Here is a 22,508-nt window from a genome sequence, read left to right as displayed (position 1 = left end):
AAATAAAAAACTTTATTTCAATATTAATATTAATTAACAATATATATTTGTTTATTAATAATTAATTGCTACATTTGTTGCCTATTCGTTGAGAATTAACACGGTTCAATGAATTTTTATTTGATTTATTAAATTAAATATAAAACGATGAATAATTATTTATTTAAGAATAATGTTTTAATAATATTATTCTTGCTACTGTCTATTGATTGTTATTCCCAGTGTACAGGTTGTACGGTTACAAATCCTCCTGCCGGGAATTATACGTTTGCAACAAACAGTGTTGTCTGTTTTACGACGGGCACTACTACAATGGGTGATGTGACGTTCCAGAATAATTCGAAAATCTGTGTTGCAGCTGGTGCTACATTAATTATATCAACTAATGTCAATTCTTCCAGCGGAAGTAATGTTACTTTTGAAATCGCAGGGACATTACAGTTCAATCAAAGCCCGAACATCAGTTCTAATCTCACTATCAATATTGCAAATGGCGGAACACTGAAAGCCGGAGCAAACGGTGGTAATAATTTCACTTTTGGCGGTAGTACAAATACGCTGACAAACAATGGAACAGTCGCGGTAAGTGTTCTGGGTTTTGCAGGAAGTTCTACCAATCTTGTAGATAACTATAATCTGTTTACCATTGCACAGAACATCAATGTTTCCGGAACCACAACTTTTCGCAATTACGGAACTATCAATATTGGACAGAGCTATAACAACAACAGCACCAGTACATATCTCAATTGTGGGACAATTAATTCCGCTGTGGGATATAATCTTGGGGGCGGTAAGATCATCAATACAGGAACTTTCAATGTAGGAACGGGTTCTATAGATATGACAGGAACCAGCAGACTGGAGAATTATGGTACATTCTATTCCAAAGGGATTATCAACGGTGCAAGTACTACTGTTATTTATAATGAAGGATTGATGAAGATCACAACCTGGCAGCCCAATGGCGCAACGATGAACGGACCAACCTCTTCTTCAAAAAAAGGATATACTTATTTTCTCAACACAGTTAATCCGAATGGTGCCAAGGTCGGACCTAATCTTGATCTGACAAGATATACGCAGTATGAGGCGACGATGGTAAAAGCCGGAACCCAAGGGCAAAATGCAATCTTCAATTCTACGCCGACATACATCAATTCTTCCGGAACATCAACCACTTCCGCATTGGCGAATGTGACTTATGATTGTACGGGAAGTGGAAATTGCAGTGCGCCTGTGGTGACGGTTACTAATATTTGTTTGAACACCGATGGCTCTTTTCCGCCGGTTGCTAATAATGATACATTTGCCGTCAATGCCGGATCTTCCTCTGCAACATCTGTTCTGGCCAATGATCTGGAGCAGTATAATGGTGCAGCTGCAACAACTTCTAATGTTATTCTGACGCAGGTTTCCACTTCTAATGCTGATGTTACATTGAACACGTCGACAGGTTTGGTTCAGGTTGGTTCCGGTGTTGGTTCCGGAGCTTATACGATTAATTATCAGATCTGCCGTACAAGTCTTCCAAGCAGTTGCAGCACGGCTGTCGTTACGGTAAATGTTACCGGAATTGCGTCTGCGGTCTGCTACAAGCCGGCCGTCACAACAGGTACTACTTTGTCTACGAATGCAGGGATTACTGCTTTGGCAAGAGCTAATCCTGGAAGTACAAACTGGCCGGAAATCAGGAAAGGAGCCTGGATGATTTTAGAATCAAAGACCAAAGGTTTTGTACTGAACAGATTGACAACGGCGCAGGTTTCTGCAATTCCGTCGACCGACCTGAAGGAAGGAATGATGGTTTATAATACAACAATTAACTGTTTACAAATTAATACAGATGGGACAGCAGCCGGTTGGAAATGTTTCGATACCCAAACTTGCCCTGATTAATCATAATATAACACACACACAAAATGAAAAACTTTTATTTACTAGCTCTTATTCTTTTTTTTAATCTCAATTATTCACAGGTTGCTATTGGGAAAACAACTCTGGAATCGGCATCTTCATCAATTGAATTCGGATCGGAAAACAGAGGATTTGTACTTCCCTGGACTACAAGCGCTGCAAGCGTAACGAATGTTGTGAATGGCACCATGATTTTCGATGCTAATGATAAGAAGCTGAAAATATTTGCTAATAACTCTTGGAAAGATCTCACGGTTGCCACCAATGGAGCTGCCGACACTACATTGCAAGATGCTTTAACAGAGCAGACAAATGCGAAGATTTCTGTAGGAACAGCAACTTCTACACCCGGAATTTTGGTTCTGGAAGATACGAACAAGGCAATGATTCTCCCAAAAGTAGCTAGTCCTCATCTTAATATTATTGCGCCTACACCGGGAACGATCGTTTATGATACAGTAAAAAAAATGCTTGTGGTTTTTAACGGAACAGTCTGGACTTTTTGGAAAGCTTCTTAATATTCCTCTGCTCAAAACTTTATGATTTTTTTATAAAAATCACGGATGTATTTAATTTTGAAATTCCTTAGAAATTGCCTACTTTTGCAACCTAAAAATTTCAATTAATGAACGTTACAGCTACAAACCATGACGAAGTAAGTGCATTGCTTACAGTAACATTGGAAAAATCTGATTATAAAGAAAAAGTTGAAAAACAACTGATCAACTATGCAAAAAATGCACAGGTTCCAGGATTCAGAAAAGGGAAAGTGCCATTAAGTATGGTGAAAAAACAATATGAAGCTGGAATCGCTTTCGAAGAAATCAACAAACAGGTTTCTGAAGCGTTGAATGGTTATGTAAATGACAACAAACTAAGATTGGTTGGACAACCGGTGCCTCAGCCAGTAAATGATTTCGATCACAATGCAGAGTCTTTATCTGTAGCTTTCGAAGTTGGATATGAGCCGGAATTTACTGTTGATTTGACTAAATATGAAGCGCCTCATTACAAAGTAGAAGCTTCTGACAAAGAAATTGCTACAAGCGTAGAGAATATGCAGAAGCGTTTTGCAGAAAGATTGCCGGAGGATAAAATCGGTAAAGATTCTTATGTAGCTTTGGAAATCGCTCAAGTTGTAGAAGAAGGTGCAGAAGGTGAGCACAATCACGCTCCAAAAAACGTAACGATTTCTAAAGATCAGAAAGAAGCTTACGACTTGGTGAAAAAATTGAAAAAAGACGAATCTGTAAAAGTTTCTAAAGAAGATCTTCAGGCTAAAGAAGAATTGGCGACTCAATTAGGATTCTCCAAAGAAGATGCAGAACATCTTCACCACAACGAGGTTGAAGTGACTGTAAAAGATATCTACGGATTGAACTTGGCAGAACTTAACCAGGAATTGTTCGATAAAGTTTACGGTAAAGACGTAATTACAACTGAAGAAGAATTGAAGGCTAGAGTAAAAACCGAATTGGATGAATATTTTCAGCAAAATGCTGATGTTCATTTCGTAAACAAAATCCTTCAGCAAGTAAACGAGAAAGAAGAAATCAAATTACCTGAAGCGTTCTTGATCAAATGGTTGTTATTCTCTAACCAAAACATCACTTCTGAAGATCAGGCAAAAGAAATCCTTGAAAACGAGAAAAACATAATCAAAGGTCAGATCCTTGAAGGGAAATTGATGAACGATAACGATATCCAGTTGGATTATTCAGAAGTTCTTGGACAAGCAGAGCAATTGGTAAGAAACCAGTTAGCGATCTACGGAATCCACCATTTGGGTGACGATGAAGTTCAGAAATATGCAGCAGAAATGTTAAAAGACGAAAATCAGGTAAGACAAATCTCTTCTGAAGTTGCAATGGCAAAACTGAAAGATGTGATCCTGGAAAAATCTAAAAAGAAAGAAACTAAAATCTCTCACGACGAGTTTCTAGAAGAATTGAAGAAATAATTAATTCTCAATTATAAATAAAAGGCGATCCAGATTTTGGATCGCCTTTTTTTATGTTTAAAGTGCAGAGAGTATTAGTTGTATGCTGAAGCTCTCGAAGCTTCAAAATTGTCTGCTGAGGTTCTCGAAGACATTTAAAACCAATTAAAAATTCAAAAATAACCTCGGATTGATAGGTTGATTGTTTTTATGAACTTCATAATGAAGATGAGGTCCTGTAGATCGACCCGTGTTTCCGGATTTTGCAATGATCTGTCCGACTTTTACTCTGTCATTGGTTTCAACCAAAAGCTCCGAAAGATGTCCGTAAAGCGTTGCCAAACCATTGCCGTGTTCTACAATGACACAGTTTCCATAACCACCTTTCACACCTGCAAAAATCACCTTTCCTGCAGCAGCACATTTCACCGGACTTCCGTAAGCTACGGCAATGTCAAGACCTTTATGAAACTGCATTTGGTCTTTCTCAGCTGGTGCGTTGCTAGAGGCGTTTTTATCTTCTTTTACGATCGCTTGTCTTTTGATCACATTCCCTAAGCTATCTTTTTCTTCAGAAATGTTGGATTGATTTTCAATTTTTGAAGGATCAGCTTTTGGAGGAATTGGGTTCTTTCTGATGCCGAAGTTGGAAGAAATATAACCGTCTGTCGGAATTCCAAGAGGAACTTGCTGTAATTTTTGCTCAAGGTCGATGAGATATTGGCTGTATCGGTTGCTAACTTTTGCCAGATAAACTTCGTTTTGAAGACTGTCTTTTGCGAGTTTTTCAATCCTTAGATCAGATACATTTTTTGATTTCAGAAATCCATCGATACTTCGGATACTTTGATCTACGATTGCCAAATCTGTTTTGAGCTGAAGATGATCAATGCTGTCCTTTTCGTTATTGATCTTGACAAGATTGACCTGATAGACTTTATCATCAACACCATTATAAAGTTTTGCAATGATCAAAGCCTGAACAAAACAAGCAATTAACAGCAAAATGAGAACTATGTTTTTTTTCTTTTTCGATTTGAGATAGTTGACCATCAATTATTTTTTTAAAATGGACTGCAAAAGTAAGGAAATTTTATTTTTATGAGTATTAATAATGTTTTGTGAAGCATCTATCATCAATAAAAGTTAATTATTCTTAAATTTTTAGAAAACGGAAATTAGATTTATGTAAATTAACAAATTACATTAGATTTGTAACCTTGGAAAGTAATAGATATTTACAAATGAAAATGCAGAAAAAGTATGAGTAAGAAATTGACTAAATCATCTAAAAATGTACGTGTAGGCGTTTTGGGAAGTGGGAGTTTTGCCACAGCCATTGTGAAAATGTTGATCGAAAATTGTAAAACCGTTCATTGGTGTGTTCGCAACGAGTTTGTGAAGGGCGCCATCGAGCAACGTGGACACAATCCTACCTATCTCACAACTGTTTCTTTCAACCTCAAAAAATTACAGATCACAACAGATATCAATGAGTTGGTCTCTAATTGTGATGTTATCATTCTGGCAGTTCCTTCGATTTATTTGTCGGAAACTATGGAGAAAATGACGTGCGAATATCAGGACAAATTATTCTGTTCTGCTATTAAAGGTATCGTTCCCAAACATAATGATATCGTTGCACATTATTTAAAAGATCAATTCAAGATTGGATTCAAAAATCAAGCGGTGATTGCCGGACCTTGTCACGCAGAAGAAGTTGCGATGGAGCGGCTTTCGTATTTAACTGTTGCTGTTGCTCAGAAAGAAGATTCTGAAGTCTTACAAAGCATTTTGTCTTCTGATTACATTAAAGTCAATACAAGCTGCGATATTTTGGGTAACGAATATTCTGCGATTTTAAAAAATATCTATGCGATAGGAGCGGGGATTGCCAGCGGCTTGGGGTATGGAGACAACTTTATAGCAGTTTATGTGTCCAACGCTATCCGCGAAATGGAAACGTTCTTGGAAGCTATTTATCCTGAACCACGAGATGTGAATGACAGTGCTTATCTGGGCGATTTGATTGTTACGGCTTATTCATTATTCTCGCGAAACAGAAGTCTGGGGAATTTGATTGGAAAAGGTTATACTGTAAAATCTGCTATCCAATCGATGAGTATGGTTGCAGAAGGTTATTACGCCACGAAAGGTATCTATTCCATTTGTGAGGAGAAAAAGTTGAAACTTCCTATCATCAATGCGGTTTATGATATCCTTTACGAAGGAAAAAGTGCAGAGAAACAATTTGCAAAACTGACGGATAAGTTGACCTAGTGATTAATTAACAAAACATTACGATTTTCTATTAAGTGATTGGAATAGAATTTGCGAAATTTGATAAGTCGAAAAATAAAAACAAACACAAAAAATGAAATATTCAAAATTGAAACTGGCTCAGGAAGCCATCAAGCACAAAGGATTTCTGCAAAAGATTCCTTCCGTGTACCGGATGTTCAAATTATGGTACAGAGGCGAATATAAAATGAAATTCACCGATGTCTTGATTCCCGCTTTGGCGTTAATCTATGTCATCTCGCCAATTGATATCATTCCGGATTTTGTACCTGTTGTAGGTGCTTTGGATGATCTGGCAATATTGGCCTTGGCGATTCCAATGCTAATGAAAGAAGTGGATAAGTTTCTGCTTTGGGAAAGCCAACTCAGAAAAGGCAACCGCGAAATTCAAGATGCGGAAATAGTAGAATAAAAAAATTCCGATTCAAAACTGAGTCGGGACTTTTATTTTTAAACGCTGATGACTTCTTCAATCTCCGGAGCGTGTTGCTTGATGGTGCTTTCCACACCCAGCTTCATCGTAGAACTACTGATGCCGCAACTAGAGCAGCTTCCCAAAAGTTTTACGAATACTTTCTTCTCCTGAACGTCAACCAATTCAATATCGCCGCCGTCTTTCTGCAAAAACGGGCGGATACTTTCCAAAGCATCCATCACCTTGGTTACCAGTTCTTCCTGAATTTGATTTGTATTATTATCCATTTTATATATTTTCCTATTAATGACTCCGAATTACTTTTTCGGAGAACAACCAGCCATCGTTGTAATTTTTACAGCTTCGGTTGCAGGCAGATTTTTGTTTCTTTCAACAAGACTTTCTACCATATTTTGAGCAGTCTTGGTGTAAATCTCAGAAATCTTCGAGTTTTCCTGAAGTGCCGCCGGTCTTCCAACATCACCCGCTTCTCTGATACTCTGAATCAATGGAATCTCTCCCAAAACGGGAATCCCCAAATCTTCAGCCATAAACTGAGCACCTTGTTTGCCAAAGATATAATATTTATTCTCAGGTAGCTCTTCCGGTGTGAAATAAGCCATATTTTCTATCAATCCCAAAACCGGAATATTGATACTTTCCATATTGAACATCGCGATTCCCTTTCTCACATCCGCCAAAGCAACGTGTTGGGGCGTACTCACAATCACAGCACCCGTCACCGGAACTTCCTGAATGATAGACAAATGAATGTCTCCAGTTCCCGGAGGAAGGTCAATCAACAAGAAATCCAATTCGCCCCAATCTGCATCACGAATCATCTGATTCAAAGCTTTGGAAGCCATTGGTCCTCTCCATACAACCGCTTGGTTTGCACCAGAGAAATAACCGATTGACAGCATTTTTACACCGTAATTTTCAATTGGTTTCATCAGGTTTCTGCCGTTTACTTCTACAGAGATTGGTTTTTGACCTTCTGTATCAAGCATTGTCGGTACAGATGGTCCGTAGATGTCCGCATCCAGCAATCCAACTTTGAACCCCATTTTTGCTAATGTTACTGCAAGATTTGCCGCAACCGTAGATTTCCCAACGCCACCTTTTCCGGAAGCGATGGCAATAATATTTTGAATTCCGGCGATTTGCTTTCCTTTGATTTCATTTACTGGCGTTGCAGGCAATTCAGGAGAAGTAATCTTCAGTTTAAGATTGATTTGCTCTCCAAATTCCGAAGCAAATGCCTGCTTCATAGCAACTTCCAGTTTCTTTTTCTCGTGCATTGCCGGAGAGTGGGATGTCATATCAATATAAATATCGTCTCCCATTACCTGAAAATTACTTACCAGGTCTTCCACTTCTATCTCTTTCAGGAAATCCTGAACCTTTGATTTCGTCAGCATAAAAATTTTGATTCTTAATCCTGCAAATTTACGGATTTTAAAATTAATTTAGAATCAATACGATTTGTGATTTTGTCTATGCTGATGATTTTTGACAGGTGTGTTGAGTGGGAGAGTTTTAGCGTTCGAGAGATAAGGATCAATTAAAAACTCTCAAACACTCCCACACTCCAACTCAATTAGGAGCCGGGAACCTGCTGTCCGTTGCAATCTTTTTTGCTTCACGTTTTGTCAGGCTGAGGTTCTCGAAGCCCACGCAAAAAAGGATTTCCACTACCATTAGGGCTAGGGGTTTCGACATCAATCGAAGCTTTGTCAATAAAACACAATTTTGTCATTCTGAAAGAATTTCATCGAACAATGGAATTTGGATTTATAAAGTCTTCGAGAGCCTCAGACTGACAGTGAAAAAGCTTGTGTTACTAGATGTCACACTGAGCGGAGTCGAAGTGCCTCATAAGTAGTTAAGTGAATAATTTTTGAAAACTTACTTCTATCAAAATTTGACATTTTTAGCTCTCCAACTGCCCTTCCCATTTACTCACCGCAGACGTCGCCAACGCATTACCCAATACATTTGTCATACTTCTTCCCATATCGCAGAAATGGTCGATTGGTAAAATCAAGGCAATGCCTTCCACCGGAATATCAAACATTCCACAAGCTGCGACGATGATTACCAGACTTGCTCTCGGAACGCCGGCGATTCCTTTACTCGTCAGCATCAAGACCAAAAGCATAATGATTTGCTGTCCAAGTGGCATATCAATGCCGTAAATCTGAGCAATAAAAATCGAGGCAAAAGTCATATACATCATACTTCCGTCCAGATTGAATGAATATCCCAAAGGCAAAATGAACGAAACAATTCTGCTGTTGCAACCAAATCTTTCCAGTTCTTCTACCAATTTTGGGAAAACCGCTTCGGAACTTGTGGTGGAAAATGCAATCAACAAGGGTTCTTTGATTCTTCTCAACAATTCGAAAAGTCTGTTGCCGAGAATCATATAACCAACCAACAAAAGCACCAGCCAAAGAATTCCGAGTGCAAAAAAGAAATCCCGTAAATAGATGGCGTAAACTTTGAAAATCTCAAAACCATTAGTAGCAACCACCGCAGATATCGCTCCGAAAACACCTAATGGTGCAACCCACATAATATAACCCACCATTTTTAAAATGGCGTGAGCAATAATATCTAAACCTTTAATGACTGGCTTCGTATATTCTTCGCCCATCGTAGAAAGCGCAATCCCAAACATTACGGAAAATACTACGATTTGAAGAACTTCATTAGTAGCAAAAGCTTCAAATAAACTTTTCGGGATGATGTGTGTCACAAAGTCTTCCATAGAAAATCCTTTGCTGTTCTTTACAATATCAGAAGCAGAAGAAACATCCTGAATCGGAAGCTGCGTCACGTGACCGGGTTCCAGCCAATTTACCAAAACCAAACCAATCGACAATGAAACCAAAGATGCAGTGATAAACCAAAGCATCGCCTTTGTCCCAACACGTCCCACCATTTTGATGTCGCTCATTTTTGCAATTCCAACTACCAGGGTTGAGAAAACCAACGGCGCAATAATCATCTGAATCAGTCGGATAAAAACGGTTCCAAGCAACTTAATGTTCTTGGCAAATTCTGCATTTGATTCCGGATAACTGGTGTGGACGATTCCTCCTAAAATAACGCCCAAGATCAATGCGACGATAATTGCGATAAACAGTTTATTTTGACCTTTCATAACTTTTATTATAAATTTTGTTTTTTTTAAACGCAAAGATTATTTTTTGCGACTTAAAGATTTAGAGTGCAAAGAAACGAATGAATTCGTTGTTTAAGCGCTCGCTTAATCATTTGCTTTAGCAAAATCTTTGCTCCTTAAAATGTTTTCAGCAATCAAAAACCTTTGCGTTGAAATCACAACGATGCAAACAAACCATTTCAAGCGAAGCGACTTTGTGACCCTAAAACGGTTTCAATTTTAAAAAATCCTTGTGCGCTTTGTGTTTAAATCTCAGCACCGCAAGACTCAATGTAAATTGTAACTGAACAAAACTAATATTTTTGAGAGAATAACCACTTATTTTTTAAATTAATATTAAGACAATCAGGAAATTCATCGGGTTTCGCATCAATAAATATAAAATAGCATTCACGCACAGTTCAAATTAGAAATCGTTCTTTGTATAAATCTGATTTTGAATGAAAAGAGATGTTGAAATTGTCATTATTTCTGATGTCCATCTTGGAACTTACGGTTGCAAGGCGAAGGAATTATTGCGTTATCTCAATTCCATCCGTCCGAAAACTTTGATCCTGAATGGTGACATTATTGATATTTGGCAATTCAAAAAATCATATTTCCCGAAATCGCATCTCAAGGTTGTCAAGAAATTAATCTCATTTGCAACAAAGGAATCGGAAGTTTTTTACATCACAGGAAATCACGACGAGGCATTTCGAAACTTCACAGATTTCGAGTTAGGGAAATTGAAACTTTGTAACAAGCACGTTCTGAAACTTGGCGACAAAAAAGCGTGGATTTTTCACGGCGATGTTTTCGATGCATCGGTTCAACATTCCAAATGGATTGCGAAATTGGGCGGACAAGGTTACGATTTGCTGATTGCCATCAATAATATTGTGAATTGGTTCTTAGAAAAAATTGGAAGAGAGAAATATTCATTCTCAAAAAAGATTAAAAACAATGTCAAAAAAGCCGTGAAATATATCGGTGATTTTGAACTCACAGCTTCGGAACTGGCAATAGAAAATAGCTTCGATTATGTGATTTGCGGACATATTCACCAACCTCAAATCCGTGAAGTGATTGGCAAAAAAGGAAAATGCACTTATTTGAATTCCGGCGATTGGGTAGAAAATTTGTCAGCCTTGGAATATCAGAATGGCGAATGGAAACTCTTTGTCTATGAAGATGAAAAACATAATCTGAATGATGAAGAAACTGACGAAATGAAAGAAATTAATAGTGAAGAACTGATGAAGATCGTGACAGAGATTTTATAAGTCTGAGGTTCTCGAAGTGTTCATCAAATTTATAACAATTAAAAACACAAATATTTTATAATCAAGGAAGTATGAAAGTATTATATGCCTTCCAAGGCACAGGAAACGGACATCTCGCACGAGCTCAGGAAATCATCCCGATTCTCAAAAAATACGCGTTGGTAGACACTTTAATCAGCGGACATCAGACGCAGCTGAAGTCGGATTTTGATATCGATTTCCGTTTCAAAGGTATCTCTTTGCTGTACAATAAAACTGGCGGATTGTCTTATAAAAAGACATTTTTACAGAACAATTTCTGCAAAGCTGCAAAAGTGATTCGGGACTTGGATCTTTCGGCTTATGATCTCATTATCAATGATTTTGAACCATTGACTGGCTGGGCGGCAAAACTGAAGAATCTACCAATTGTGGAACTAAGTCATCAGGCTTCTTTGACTTTTAAGGAAACGCCAAAACCTGAGAAAAAAGATTGGTTGGGAAGTATGATTCTAAATAATTATGTGCCTTGCAAAAAGAAAATTGGTTTTCATTTTGAAAATTATAATTCACACATCAAAAAGCCTGTTATCAGACAAAAAATCCGCAATCTGAATCCAACAAATCAAGGCCATTATCTGGTTTATCTACCGAGTTTTTCGGATGAAGTGATTACTAATTTCCTGACGAGAATTGATGTTAAATGGAAGGTTTTCTCCAAATACGCGAAACAAATTCAGAAGATCAACAATGTGGAGATTTTCCCGATTGATGAGAAAAAATATCTTGAAATGTTCGAATCTTGCGAAGGCATTCTTTGCAACGCTGGTTTTGAAACGCCTGCGGAAGCAATGTTTATGGACAAAAAACTATTCGTAATCCCAATCGAAAATCAATATGAACAGGAATGTAATGCCTTTGCGCTGGACAAAATGGGCGTTGCCAATTCTGACAAACTGGACCCGATAAAGATTCGGGAATGGATTAATTCTGATAACTTGATTGAGGTCAATTATCCGGATAATATAGAAAGTATTATTACGAAAGAGGTTTTGTATTGATGTTTTTTGAACACAGAGCTCAGTAAGTTTTTTAATTACACTGTGTTTTAAGTTTCACAAAGGCGTAAAACTTAACAAAGATAAAAGGAACGATTTCTTCTTTAAGCGAAGCGGCTTTGTGGAACTTAATATAGTTTTTTTGTCAAAAATCTTAGTGTGTTTAGTGTTCAAAATTCCACTAGTATCAACTCTTACTTCCCCCGATTTTATTGAATTTAAATATCAAAGTCAGCATAAAATAACGGCGCAAAATCAATTCTTCTTTATCTTCCACATAATTATCGCCAATCGTCCTGGTGATATTTTGACGCTGATTCAGCAAATCATAAACTTTGAATTTCAACATCACCTGCTTCTTGTAAAACTGATAAGTCAAACTCGAATTCCAAAAATAGGACGCTCGGTTGAAACCTGCAGAGATGTTGGAATTGTTCGCATACCGGAAGTCATTTTCCCAGAAAAGGTCTTTTTTCAGAAAATAATTGGTCGTTCCAAGATTGATATTTTGATTGGCGATTTTCGTTTTGTCCAAACCGTAATTAGTATAATGAGAATAGGAATAATTGATTCCGAAAGACGAACGAACATCCATAATATCTTTCCAATTGAGCGTTACATTTAATCTTGGATAAAGCGTGTAAATATCATTGGTAAATTGCGTGGCGTCCACAAAACCTTTCCTGTAGCTGTAACTTGTTGAGAAAGTCGGTGCAATTCTCAAACGGTTTCCGTTCCATTTGTAACTTTTGGAAAACGACGTGTTGAAGTTTGCACGCTTGTTTCCGCTGATATTGGCGTAAGTGCTGAACTGTTTTCCGGACTCATCAAAGTAAGAAAAATCCACAATGTCATTATTGATATAACTGAAATTCATCGAGGCAAAAAAGTTAATTCCTCTCGCTACATCATTAGAATTATAATTGATGTTCGTTGAGTTTTGCCACGTACTTTTCAAATATTTATTTCCCTGAACGGTGATTAATGGATTGGAAATATCAACGAAAGGATTCAGTTCCATTGCCGCCGGAATCGTGTAGTTGGCGTTGTTCGTAATTCTCAGACTCTTGCTTCTCGTGAATTTGTATTGGAGCATCAAACTATATTCGGGCAACACAAAATTCTTTTTGAGCGGAGTATTTTCCTGATTGTAAATCGAATTAAGGTCAAGTTTCGAATAATTAAGGTTGGCACCAGCGCGGAAACTCAGCTTTTCTTTGTTGAGGTTGTAATTGATTTCCGTATTCAGGAAATCATTATTTTGATTTAATGTATTAGATAATAGCGAATTATAGTTTGAGTATTCATTTGAATTAATATCAAAATCATTTACTATTTTTTCATTACTCAGATTCTGATGGTCAAAATTCATTTCCAGAGAAACTGTCGCTGAGTCAGAGATTGGTTCAAAATATTTGAAGTCAGCTCCAAATGTATTCCTCGAATTTTTGGTCTGAGAGAACTGATTTCGGTAATCATTATCTTCCGGCGTTTGAAAAAACAAAGTTTCCTGAAGATTATAATTCCGGTTCACACTTTGCGCAAAAGTATTATTGATGGATGCCGAAAGCGAGCGTCTTTCATTTTTGAATCTTCTCGTAAAACCGATTGTCGGACTGAAGTTGTTGTTCTCGGAACTTCCTCTTACAGAACTTTTGCTGCTGTTCAGATTTTCATCGTCTCGAAGTGTGAAAGTATTGCTGTCGCTGACATTATCAACCGAAGTGTTCGCAAAATTGGCAGAAATTGTAACGTCTGTCAGCGAATCAATTTTAATGTTAGCATCCGTACTCGTATTGAATTTCCGAGTGTCCGAATTTCCGTTTCGTTCCGAGTTTTTATCCAGTTTATAATCCGGCAGAAAAGTGGTTCTCGACGTTTTAGAATAAGTTTCCAGATTGCTGTCGTTGTATTGCAGACTGAGTTTTTCCAAGTCCAGTTTGTCCCCGATTTTATCCGCATAATTGATTCCAATCATCGAAGTTCGCAGAATTCCGCTATTGACGGCCCGGCCATTCACGGCCGAATTTTTACTCTTGGTTCCGCTGTCAAAGAAATTATCTACGGAAAATCCTGTGGTATTAATATTATTTGATGCAGCAATCAAGGCAATGTTTCTGTCTTTCTGGAATCTTGTCATAAAAAGATTGCCTTCATACCGTTTGTTGCTGCCGTAGCCGAGACTCAGATTGTTGAGATTTCCTTTGTTATTTTTTTCATCGATATTGAAGTTGACCGTCATACTGTCGGATTTTGGCGTTCTTCCAGTGAATTCTTCTTCCTTGGTTTTCGAAGTTGTGAATTGAATTTTCTTGATGATGTCTGCGGGGAAAGTCTGCAAAGCAATCGTTCCGTCCTTATTGAAAAATGGTTTCCCGTTGATGAGAATTTTGTTGACAGGTTTTCCATTAATAGTAATTTTTCCATCTTCATCGGTTTCCACACCTGGAATTTCTTTTAGTAATTCATCGATTTTTGCATCAGGTTTTACTTTAAGATAGGAAGCTGTGTATTCAACTGTATCTTTTTTGATTTTGACAGGCGAAACTATAATCTTAACTTCTTCGATACTCGTTACTAAATCTTTTATGAGTTTGATGTTTCCAAGTTCTTCATTTTTATTAATGACCTCGAATTTTTTAGAATAAGTTTTGAGTTTATCACCCGTGATTTGTAAAAACGAAGGCTCATTCTGAATTGGAACCTTAAAGCTGAAATTCCCGTTTTTATTAGTTCCAGTAAAATTGATGATGGAAGAATCTTTTTGTTTGATTAATGAGACCGTCGCGTTTTCCAAAGAAGAATCATTGTCGTCGGTCACTTTTCCACTGATGGCGTAGGTTTGGGCATTCAGTTTCAGGAAAATTAAAATAAAGAGGATCCAGAGTTTCTTCATTAGTAGTTTTTACCAGATTAGATAACAGGCTTTAGGTGTTAGATACAAAATAAAGATTATGTTAAATGCTAAGTCCAAAAATAGAAAAAACCCCTGAAAAATCAGAGGTTTCGTTATTATTAAATCTTTATAAGATTAAGCTTTCAAATATCTTGCATAAGCATAACCTTCTTCACCGTCAGCAGTTTTGATCTTCCACCAGTCGTCAGAAGATTGCTCAACTAAAGTTACCGTTTCACCTTTAGCTGCTTTTCCTACAACAGCAGCATCCGTAGAAGGTTCCTGACGGATATTAAGGTTTGACTCATCTGTTGCAACAGTTAAAGAAGCACCAGCTGTCAATCCGGAAACCTGAACATCGATGTTAATATCTGTTGCAGTATAAGAAGAATCTATAGCACCCAAAGCATTCCAAACTGAATCTTTTGAAGCGCTGTTTGTTGTTTTTCCTGTGATGTACAAAATACCATCCTGTTCCTGAACAGAAAGGTCGGAAAGTCCAGCAGACTGAGCTGCAGACACTACACTTGCGTATTTATCTTGTAAGCTCATAATTACTTAACTGTTATTTTGTTATCGTATTTACCAATTTTCAAAGCATCTACAGACTCTTTTACTTTTCTGGCGTTAGCAGAAGTTGTAGTACCTGTCAATGTCAAAGTTCCTGCAACATCTTCAGCTTTCACACCTGGGATGTCTTTCAGTGCTGTGTTTACTTTTGTTAGAACTGCTGCATCAACAGTATTGACTTCAACAGCCGGAGCAGTTGCCATTGGTGCTACAGTTGCCATATCGTGAACATCTTTCACACCTTCCACTTTTTTCAAAGCATCGATGGCTGCTTGTTTGTCAGCTTCGGTTGCGAAAACGCCACTTAGGTGAGCCTGTCCTTCTTTCACTTCAACAGAAGTTCCCGGATAAGCCGTGATTACAGTGGTTGCCTGTGATGTCAATTCTGCATCAGAGACTTTCTTTTTACAAGAAACAGCCGTCATTGAAACCATTAAGGCAAGAGCAGCAATTTTAAATGTTTTTCTCATTGTATTAAATTAATTTATGTTTTTTTTAAGCAGTAAAATCAATGCCAAAAATAATGTGTATCATAATTTCCGATCTTAAAATTTTAAACTTCTATTAATGGTAAAATTAATTTTTTTTTCAATACAGAAATTAACTTTATATAAAAATTAACAGAGTTGTTTATTTAAAATAAAAAATGGGAACACAGATAATCTGTATTCCCACTATAAAAATAAATAGTTATTAAAAAGAAATGGTATTCACTGTTGCGGAGGCAGACGTTGTAGTGGTGCTTTTCAATGTTGCTCCGGTTGTAGAATAAGTTCCGCCCGTGTATAATCCCCAAGCGGTGGCGCCACCTGCAAAGCTTCCGCCAGTGTAACTTCCGCCGAAATAGATTTTATATTGAGTAGATTTTGCCAAGTTCGGACTAGAGAAATGGAAATAGTAAACTGCATTTTTCGGTTTGAAGGTTACCATTTCTGTTCCTGCAACATTTTCGATGTGAAGCAAAGATGTTGCAGCCAATTGGGCAGAAGATTTGATGTACATACTTACTTGCGTAGAAGCTGTTCCCATCGCTTTTGTCATACTTGCGTTGGAACCTGCAGAAATAAGAGTTCCGCCGTTCATCAGGAAAGTTCCGTTGTAATCGATGCCTTCTTCCGGCTGGCTTGTCGGTCCGTTTACGATGGTTGTTCCGCCGGTGATGGTGATGTTTCCGTTGCTGTCAATTGCATCACTTCCTGTCACGATATTGATTCCGCCTGTGATAAATAGATTACTTCCATCATTAGACTCAGTTCCGCCGGAAACTGTTCCGTAAGTCGCGTTAATTCCGTCGTTGGAAGCAGTAATATTATTTACGCCACCTGCGAAAGTAATCAAAGGTGCTTCAACACCTTCTCCGACACCAGAAGTTGCAGAGATTGCAGAAACGGTATTCGTTCCGCCATTGATTGTCACGGAAACATCAGAATGAATTCCGTCATCAGTTGAAGTGAAGGTATTATTTCCGTTATTAATCACTATTGCTCCCGCTGCGACCAATGTTTTTGGGTGAGAATAATCTGTCCCAGAAACCAATAAACGTGCGCCGGTTGTTGTGATTTTCAAAGTTGGATTTCCAGTTGCTGTTCCGATGGTTACTTGTCCGTCAGATTTGATTCCTTTTCCTGCGATTCCTGAACTGTTCGTCGTCAAAGAACCACCGCTGATAATCACGTTTGCATCGCCGGAAATTGCCGCTGAAGAATAAGAATCTGTTGCGCCTGTCGTGTTTGTGTATTTTGCACCAGCTCCGGCTGTTGTAATATTGATTGTTCCTCCGGAAATCTCGATATCGGCATCGGCAGAGATTCCTTTTGTTCCGGTTGCGGTTGCAGTTCCGGTTACAGTAACTGTTCCATTGGAAATGCTAACTTTTCCGTCTGCTTTGATTCCTGTTGGATAGGATGGGTCGAATCCGCTTCCGGATGCATTTAATAAAATTGCTCCTGAAAGATTGACAGTCGTACTTCCGCCGGAGATTGTTACATTTCCGTCTGCTGAGATTCCTTTGCTGGCTGTTCCGGAATTAGTTAAAACCAAGGTTCCTCCAAGAATGTTGATATCAGTATCAGAAGATATTGAAGCCGAAGCATAAGAATCTGCGACACCAGTTGTATTGGTATAAGCTGCCCCGTTTCCAGCTGTTGAAATTGTAATGTTTCCACTGTTAATGTTAATTTCTTTACCTGTCGAAATTCCTTTTCCGCCGTTTGCAGTTGAAGCTAAAGTCAAATTAATAGTCGCATTGCTCACCGTCAAAACACCATCTGTTTTAACTGCAGTAGAGTAGGAAGGGTCAAATCCGGTTCCGGAAGCCGTAAGAACTGCCGCTCCAGAAAGATTTGCTGTAATATTTCCCCCGCTGATTGTGATGTTGCCTTTTGCACTAATCGCTTTGGATTGAGCTCCTGTTAAAATCAGATTAATGGTTCCGCCGGAAATATTGATGGTGTTACTTCCGGTTTTGATTCCCTTCACATCAGCCGAAGTCAAAGTTGAGGTTATCGAACCTCCAGAAATTGAAACTGCCGCATCGCCTGCGTCAACGGCATCAGCAGTTGCTGTTACATTCAAAGTTCCGTTGCTCATTGTGAAACCTTCGGAATGTAATCCGTCAGAAGCTGCGCCAGTTATTTTAATAGTTCCATTTTGGATTTCGATATCTTTCGAAGTTGAAATGCCGTGTTTTTTAACACCATTAATATTAAGCGTTCCTGTTCCTGTGAAAATAATTTTTCCGTCGGTTTGTAAAGCACCGTTTTTGGTATTTGCAGAACCGTCAGTTAGTGAACTCGTTGTTCCGGATTGTAAAGTAAAAGAGTTCGTTTGCGCGCCTGTTACAATGATTGCTGGTCCGGATGCATTTGTCAGATTAAGATTATTAAATACAAATTTTGCAGGCGAAGTAGAACTCATTGTCAGACTTCCGCTTGTGCTTGTTCCCAATAGATTGTACTCCAAATTACTGGTTGTTGAAGTTGAAGTGACCGCAACCGTTCCTCCTGTTGCCGTGATAGTTACACCGCTTGTAGAATAAGGATTGATAATCGTTGCGTTATCCGTTCCATTATAAATAATGTAAATTTTGTCAAGCGTTACAGCATTGTTTGTAAAAGTCAAACTATCAATAACCGATTTTCTGATATCCAAAGTGCTGGTCTGTCCGCTCAATTTGAATTTCGAATAGGTGTTGTCCAATTTGATGCTGTCAACCGAAGCAATTGGCGAAGCATACATCGTATTTCCGGAATTGTGAATAACCACTTTTTGCTGAGCTTTCATCGAAAAAGAGAAAAGCATCATTACTATTAATAAGATATACTTTCTCATTTTTTAATAAATTTAATCGTTACACCATTCGCCTGAACTAGGTAAACACCAGCGTTTAGTTTAGAAACATTGATATCTTCGTCAGATTTATAAGTTCCAGAAACCAATAATTTTCCTTCAAGGCTGTAGATTTTCACATCCAGAGATTTTACCTCAGACTTGATTCTGATATAATCTGTGGAAGGATTTGGATAAAGCTGAAGATTACTTTTATTAAGACCAATATTCTGAGTCGCCAAAACTTCGTCCGTAAAAGTGATTTTCTGAATGATGCTTACAGGAATGCTAGTTTCAGTAGCATTGGCTTCAGATTTTACGAGAAGATTGTCTCCCGAAAAATAAAGTTTCCCTGATGCCGAAACATTGAAACCCTGCTCAGTTCCAGTGTAATATTTTATTTTAACACCTGTTTGTGCGAAAGTGAAAACTCCGACAAACATTAGAAAAATAAAAGACACTTTACTGAAAAAGTGATAGTTATTGTTCATTTTTAATTATTTTAATGAACAAAAATAAATTAAGTGGTTTCGCAATGAAAATAAATGCGGAGAATTAAGAAAATGTGTCGGTTTTTGGAATTATTGATAAGATTATTGAGGTAATGATTGGATAATGATATTTATATGCGCTTTATTTTCAGTCTAATAATATCTAAATTCTATTATCTGATGTCAATGTTATTTAATCCTCAAAAACTCCTTCGCCAGCTCAATCATTTTCGGGTCACCCGTGTATTTTCCTTTTTCATCGGAGAGTTTTACGGTTGGAATCCATTCGTTATTAATGCCTTTTACGCTGATGAGTTTCATTACTATATTCATTGGTTTCAGGCCAACATCATTCGTAAGATTGGTGCCGATTCCGAAAGAAATTCCGATTCTTCCTTTGCAGTAATTCGTGATTTCTTCAACTTTTTCGAGATTTAGTCCGTCTGAGAAAATAATATATTTGAATAGTGGATTAATTCCTTGTTTCTGATAATGCGCAATGGTTTTGTCCGCAAATTCCAAAGGGTGGCCGCTGTCGTGACGAACACCGTCAAACAACTTTGCAAACTTTTTATCAAACTGCTGGAAGAAAACTTCCGTCGTGTAAGTGTCGGAAAGTGCGACGCCCAAATCACCACGGTAAACATCCACCCAATTTTCCAACGCGATAGAATTCGCCATCTTGAAACCAAATTCCGCCGCGTGGAACATAAACCATTCGTGGGCGTGCGTTCCAATCGGTTTTACGTTGTAAAGCATCGCCAGATGAACATTCGAAGTTCCGGTAAAAGTTGATTTTTTATCCTGAATCAAAGCATCCATTACCAATCTGTGAACTTTATAAGAATGTCTTCTCCTCGTCCCAAATTCTGCAAATGGGACACCGAGTTCCGTCAGATGTTTTGCTTTTTCAACGGTTTTTTCGATGACTTCTTCGTTGGTTTGTCTTTCCAGATGATTCATTTCGTAATGAAGTTCGCTGATGAGCGCCAGCAAAGGAACTTCCCAAAGAATGGTCCTGTACCAAAGTCCTTCAACAGAAACTTTTAATTCATTTCCATGCTGTTCAATCTTTACTTCAGATGGGTCGTAATGAAAACCTTCCAGGAAATCGAGATAGGGAAGAGCAAGATATGGACAAGTGACTTTCAGATATTTTTTTTCGTCCTTAGTGAGTTTCAGTTCTGCCATTGCGTTGACAGATTTTCTGAGTTCGTCTGCAAAACCTTCCGGAAACTCGTGTTTTCCTCGGTTGATGAATTCGTATTTTACAATTTCGTTGGTAAATAATTTCACGACTGCATTTTGCATTGTGATTTTGTAAAAGTCATTATCCAGAATAGAATTCAGCCGAACCTCGCGCATAAAAATATCGTTTACACAAATCTAAGGAATTTTGTTGAGGAGATTATTTACAAACGCAAAGGTTTTGAATGAATGACTTAATATTTTTAAAAAAAAAGAGAAACGAATTCTTCGTTATTAAGCTGATGTTTTATGGATCTGCTTACAGATACAGATACTTCAAAAAACTTAAATCTTATTATTTTCATATTTAATCTTTGCGTTAGTGTCCATAATTTCCATATCATAAAGTTTACAATTCTTACTTTTGCAAAAAATTATTTGAAATGGTAAAATCGCTGATGTATTTTGTGGTCGGAACGTTGATTAGTTTTTTCCTGAGACGGATTACAGGAAGTCCGTTGGATTTCTGGGTAGAACTTTATGTGGCTTCAGCATTTGGAATTGGCTGGGGATTGGCTTATTTCGTTGACCATCCGGATTGGCCTTTGCCGAAGAAAATGGGAATTTCTTTTATAGGCATTATTTTCCTGGTTGTTTTAGGATTAATTCGTTTTGATTTTGAAACGGCCATTTCTTCCATCATCAAATTCTCTACGGTTTTCGTAGCTTATTATATGATAGCAAGTTTCCGGGAAAGCAAATCGTTGAGGTATTAACCTTAATAATATAATTTAAAAAGCCAGACTTCTCAGGAAATCCGGCTTTTTTTTAATGAATCATCAGGAAGCTTATCATAGCAAGTCCGGTCACCAGGAACATAAATGCCATAAAATTTATTGTAAATAATATAAAGCCAATTATTAGACTTACAATTCCGTGGGAATGATACACATTACGATGTGCAATAAAGAAATAGACGGCGCTGTAAATTAACATGACGATCATTATAAAATAGATAACGTTGCTAATAAAGCCAATATTCGTTGAGTCAGACAGTTTATTTAAAAATGAAAAAATAAGAATATTAAGTAAAAGAAAAGAAAAATAATGAAGTGTAAAAATACCGTGGTCAAAATACCACCACTTTTTCTTGTTGTGGAATATCCATAAAAACAAGGCAAAAATCGGCAGATAGATGAAAAGTGCTTTTGGCAGGTTATGAAAAGATGTTTCAAAAAGATTTTTAAGAATATCTCCTTTTTTGACGCCCTTTTCTTTTAGTTCAAAAAATTTATGAGCAAACGGAACTTTAATAAAATCAAAGGAAGAAGGATTTTTGGCAATCGCAGAATCATAGGATTTTCTGTTGTTATATCCGGAAACATTAATATCGTGATCCAACGATTTGTTCATATCGAAAGTTCCCTCTATATCATCAACTTTGGTAGAATCCTTAAGAATGGCATTTAGCTCTGCAACATAAATACTGTCTTTTTCTCCTAATTTTTCCTTGCTTTTATAATCATCAAGTTGCTTTTGTATTTCAGAAATTTTGCTTTTTTCAGACATTAATTTTGTAGTGCCTTTTCCTTCAAAATTTATATCAAAAGGCGGAAATAAAGCGAACAGAAAAAATGTGATAAAACTGACAAAAATATAAAGCTTTACAGGTGGAACAAATTGCTGTCTTTTTCCTTGCAGATAAGTATTCGTCAGTTTTCCCGGTTTAAAGAACAGATTTTTCAAAGTTCCCCAAAACTGTCCGTCGTAATGCGTGAAGTCTTCTACAAAATGAGTAAACAGATAATGAAAAGGCTGTCTGGTCTGGATATTCTGTTGTCCGCAATTAGGACAGTATTTTTCTTCGACCAGATGTCCGCAATTCAGGCAGTCTTTTTCTTCTCTCAGTTTTCCGTGACTCATTTTAGAATTTTCCTCAAAAATATAAAAAAGCAGTCTTATATAATAGTCT

Annotated in this window: 19 protein-coding genes; 8 read left to right on the top strand and 11 right to left on the bottom strand. The window is 37.5% G+C overall.

From position 1 onward, the window contains the following. Positions 1-147: 147 nt before the first annotated feature. The 3 genes from ACFJGY_RS16495 (at position 148) to ACFJGY_RS16485 (ending at position 3,877) form a co-directional block, all read left to right on the top strand. Positions 148-1,899: a hypothetical protein gene (locus ACFJGY_RS16495; RefSeq protein ID WP_379966210.1), complete on the top strand. Its 1,752-nt coding sequence runs from the start codon at positions 148-150 to the stop codon at positions 1,897-1,899. A 23-nt stretch (positions 1,900-1,922) separates the two neighbouring features. After that, positions 1,923-2,435, top strand: coding sequence for a hypothetical protein (locus tag ACFJGY_RS16490; RefSeq protein WP_379966207.1), 513 nt, complete (start codon positions 1,923-1,925; stop codon positions 2,433-2,435). A 107-nt stretch (positions 2,436-2,542) separates the two neighbouring features. Beyond that, a complete protein-coding gene (locus tag ACFJGY_RS16485) occupies positions 2,543-3,877 on the top strand; it encodes a trigger factor (protein WP_379966204.1) in 1,335 nt (444 codons plus the stop codon). A gap of 144 nt (positions 3,878-4,021) precedes the next feature. Here the strand turns inward: ACFJGY_RS16485 and ACFJGY_RS16480 are convergent, their stop codons facing one another. Beyond that, a complete protein-coding gene (locus ACFJGY_RS16480) occupies positions 4,022-4,909 on the bottom strand; it encodes a M23 family metallopeptidase (RefSeq protein ID WP_379966201.1) in 888 nt (295 codons plus the stop codon). Positions 4,910-5,119: 210 nt separating this feature from the next. On the opposite strand from ACFJGY_RS16480, the gene ACFJGY_RS16475 reads away from it, so the two are divergent. Next, entirely contained in the window at positions 5,120-6,136 is a 1,017-nt protein-coding gene (locus ACFJGY_RS16475; protein WP_379966198.1) for an NAD(P)H-dependent glycerol-3-phosphate dehydrogenase, read from the top strand. Between the two features lie 94 nt (positions 6,137-6,230). Beyond that, positions 6,231-6,569, top strand: coding sequence for a YkvA family protein (locus ACFJGY_RS16470; protein WP_379966195.1), 339 nt, complete (start codon positions 6,231-6,233; stop codon positions 6,567-6,569). A gap of 38 nt (positions 6,570-6,607) precedes the next feature. On the opposite strand, the gene ACFJGY_RS16465 is transcribed toward ACFJGY_RS16470, so the two are convergent. The 3 genes from ACFJGY_RS16465 to ACFJGY_RS16455 form a co-directional block, all read right to left on the bottom strand. Beyond that, entirely contained in the window at positions 6,608-6,859 is a 252-nt protein-coding gene (locus ACFJGY_RS16465) for a NifU family protein (RefSeq protein ID WP_034969612.1), read from the bottom strand. Between the two features lie 30 nt (positions 6,860-6,889). After that, entirely contained in the window at positions 6,890-7,993 is a 1,104-nt protein-coding gene (locus ACFJGY_RS16460) for an Mrp/NBP35 family ATP-binding protein (protein WP_379966192.1), read from the bottom strand. Positions 7,994-8,505: 512 nt separating this feature from the next. Next, a complete protein-coding gene (locus ACFJGY_RS16455) occupies positions 8,506-9,741 on the bottom strand; it encodes a dicarboxylate/amino acid:cation symporter (RefSeq protein WP_379966189.1) in 1,236 nt (411 codons plus the stop codon). Between the two features lie 461 nt (positions 9,742-10,202). On the opposite strand from ACFJGY_RS16455, the gene ACFJGY_RS16450 reads away from it, so the two are divergent. Both ACFJGY_RS16450 and ACFJGY_RS16445 read left to right on the top strand, forming a co-directional pair. After that, the gene (locus tag ACFJGY_RS16450; RefSeq protein ID WP_379966186.1) at positions 10,203-11,027 is read left to right on the top strand and encodes a UDP-2,3-diacylglucosamine diphosphatase; all 825 of its coding nucleotides are present in this window, start codon (positions 10,203-10,205) and stop codon (positions 11,025-11,027) included. A gap of 71 nt (positions 11,028-11,098) precedes the next feature. Continuing rightward, complete coding sequence (locus ACFJGY_RS16445; protein WP_379966183.1) at positions 11,099-12,067, top strand: glycosyltransferase family protein; 969 nt, start codon at positions 11,099-11,101, stop codon at positions 12,065-12,067. Positions 12,068-12,251: 184 nt separating this feature from the next. On the opposite strand, the gene ACFJGY_RS16440 is transcribed toward ACFJGY_RS16445, so the two are convergent. From ACFJGY_RS16440 to pncB, 6 genes are all read right to left on the bottom strand, one after another. After that, entirely contained in the window at positions 12,252-14,960 is a 2,709-nt protein-coding gene (locus tag ACFJGY_RS16440) for an outer membrane beta-barrel protein (RefSeq protein WP_379966180.1), read from the bottom strand. Positions 14,961-15,095: 135 nt separating this feature from the next. After that, positions 15,096-15,512, bottom strand: coding sequence for an SH3 domain-containing protein (locus ACFJGY_RS16435; protein ID WP_379966177.1), 417 nt, complete (start codon positions 15,510-15,512; stop codon positions 15,096-15,098). Positions 15,513-15,514: 2 nt separating this feature from the next. Further along, positions 15,515-16,000 carry a BON domain-containing protein gene (locus ACFJGY_RS16430; RefSeq protein WP_379966174.1) on the bottom strand — a complete coding sequence of 162 codons (486 nt, stop codon included), beginning with the start codon at positions 15,998-16,000 and terminating at the stop codon, positions 15,515-15,517. Between the two features lie 223 nt (positions 16,001-16,223). After that, positions 16,224-18,860: a carbohydrate-binding domain-containing protein gene (locus tag ACFJGY_RS16425; protein ID WP_379966171.1), complete on the bottom strand. Its 2,637-nt coding sequence runs from the start codon at positions 18,858-18,860 to the stop codon at positions 16,224-16,226. Then, the gene (locus tag ACFJGY_RS16420; RefSeq protein ID WP_379966168.1) at positions 18,857-19,348 is read right to left on the bottom strand and encodes a T9SS type A sorting domain-containing protein; all 492 of its coding nucleotides are present in this window, start codon (positions 19,346-19,348) and stop codon (positions 18,857-18,859) included. The genes ACFJGY_RS16425 and ACFJGY_RS16420 overlap by 4 nt, the downstream gene beginning before the upstream one ends. Before the next feature lie 189 nt (positions 19,349-19,537). Beyond that, positions 19,538-20,713, bottom strand: a complete 1,176-nt coding sequence (gene pncB / locus ACFJGY_RS16415) for a nicotinate phosphoribosyltransferase (protein ID WP_379966165.1) — start codon at positions 20,711-20,713, stop codon at positions 19,538-19,540. Positions 20,714-20,979: 266 nt separating this feature from the next. Between pncB and ACFJGY_RS16410 the strand changes: the two genes are divergently transcribed. Beyond that, positions 20,980-21,312: a hypothetical protein gene (locus ACFJGY_RS16410; RefSeq protein WP_379966162.1), complete on the top strand. Its 333-nt coding sequence runs from the start codon at positions 20,980-20,982 to the stop codon at positions 21,310-21,312. A 52-nt stretch (positions 21,313-21,364) separates the two neighbouring features. On the opposite strand, the gene ACFJGY_RS16405 is transcribed toward ACFJGY_RS16410, so the two are convergent. Further along, positions 21,365-22,459, bottom strand: a complete 1,095-nt coding sequence (locus ACFJGY_RS16405) for a DUF3667 domain-containing protein (RefSeq protein ID WP_379966159.1) — start codon at positions 22,457-22,459, stop codon at positions 21,365-21,367. Positions 22,460-22,508 lie beyond the last annotated feature (49 nt).

Source organism: Epilithonimonas sp. UC225_85 (assembly GCF_042695135.1).
GTDB lineage: Bacteria > Bacteroidota > Bacteroidia > Flavobacteriales > Weeksellaceae > Epilithonimonas.
Note: the sequence above shows the minus strand (reverse complement) of the source record. Positions and strands in the feature narration are given on the sequence as shown.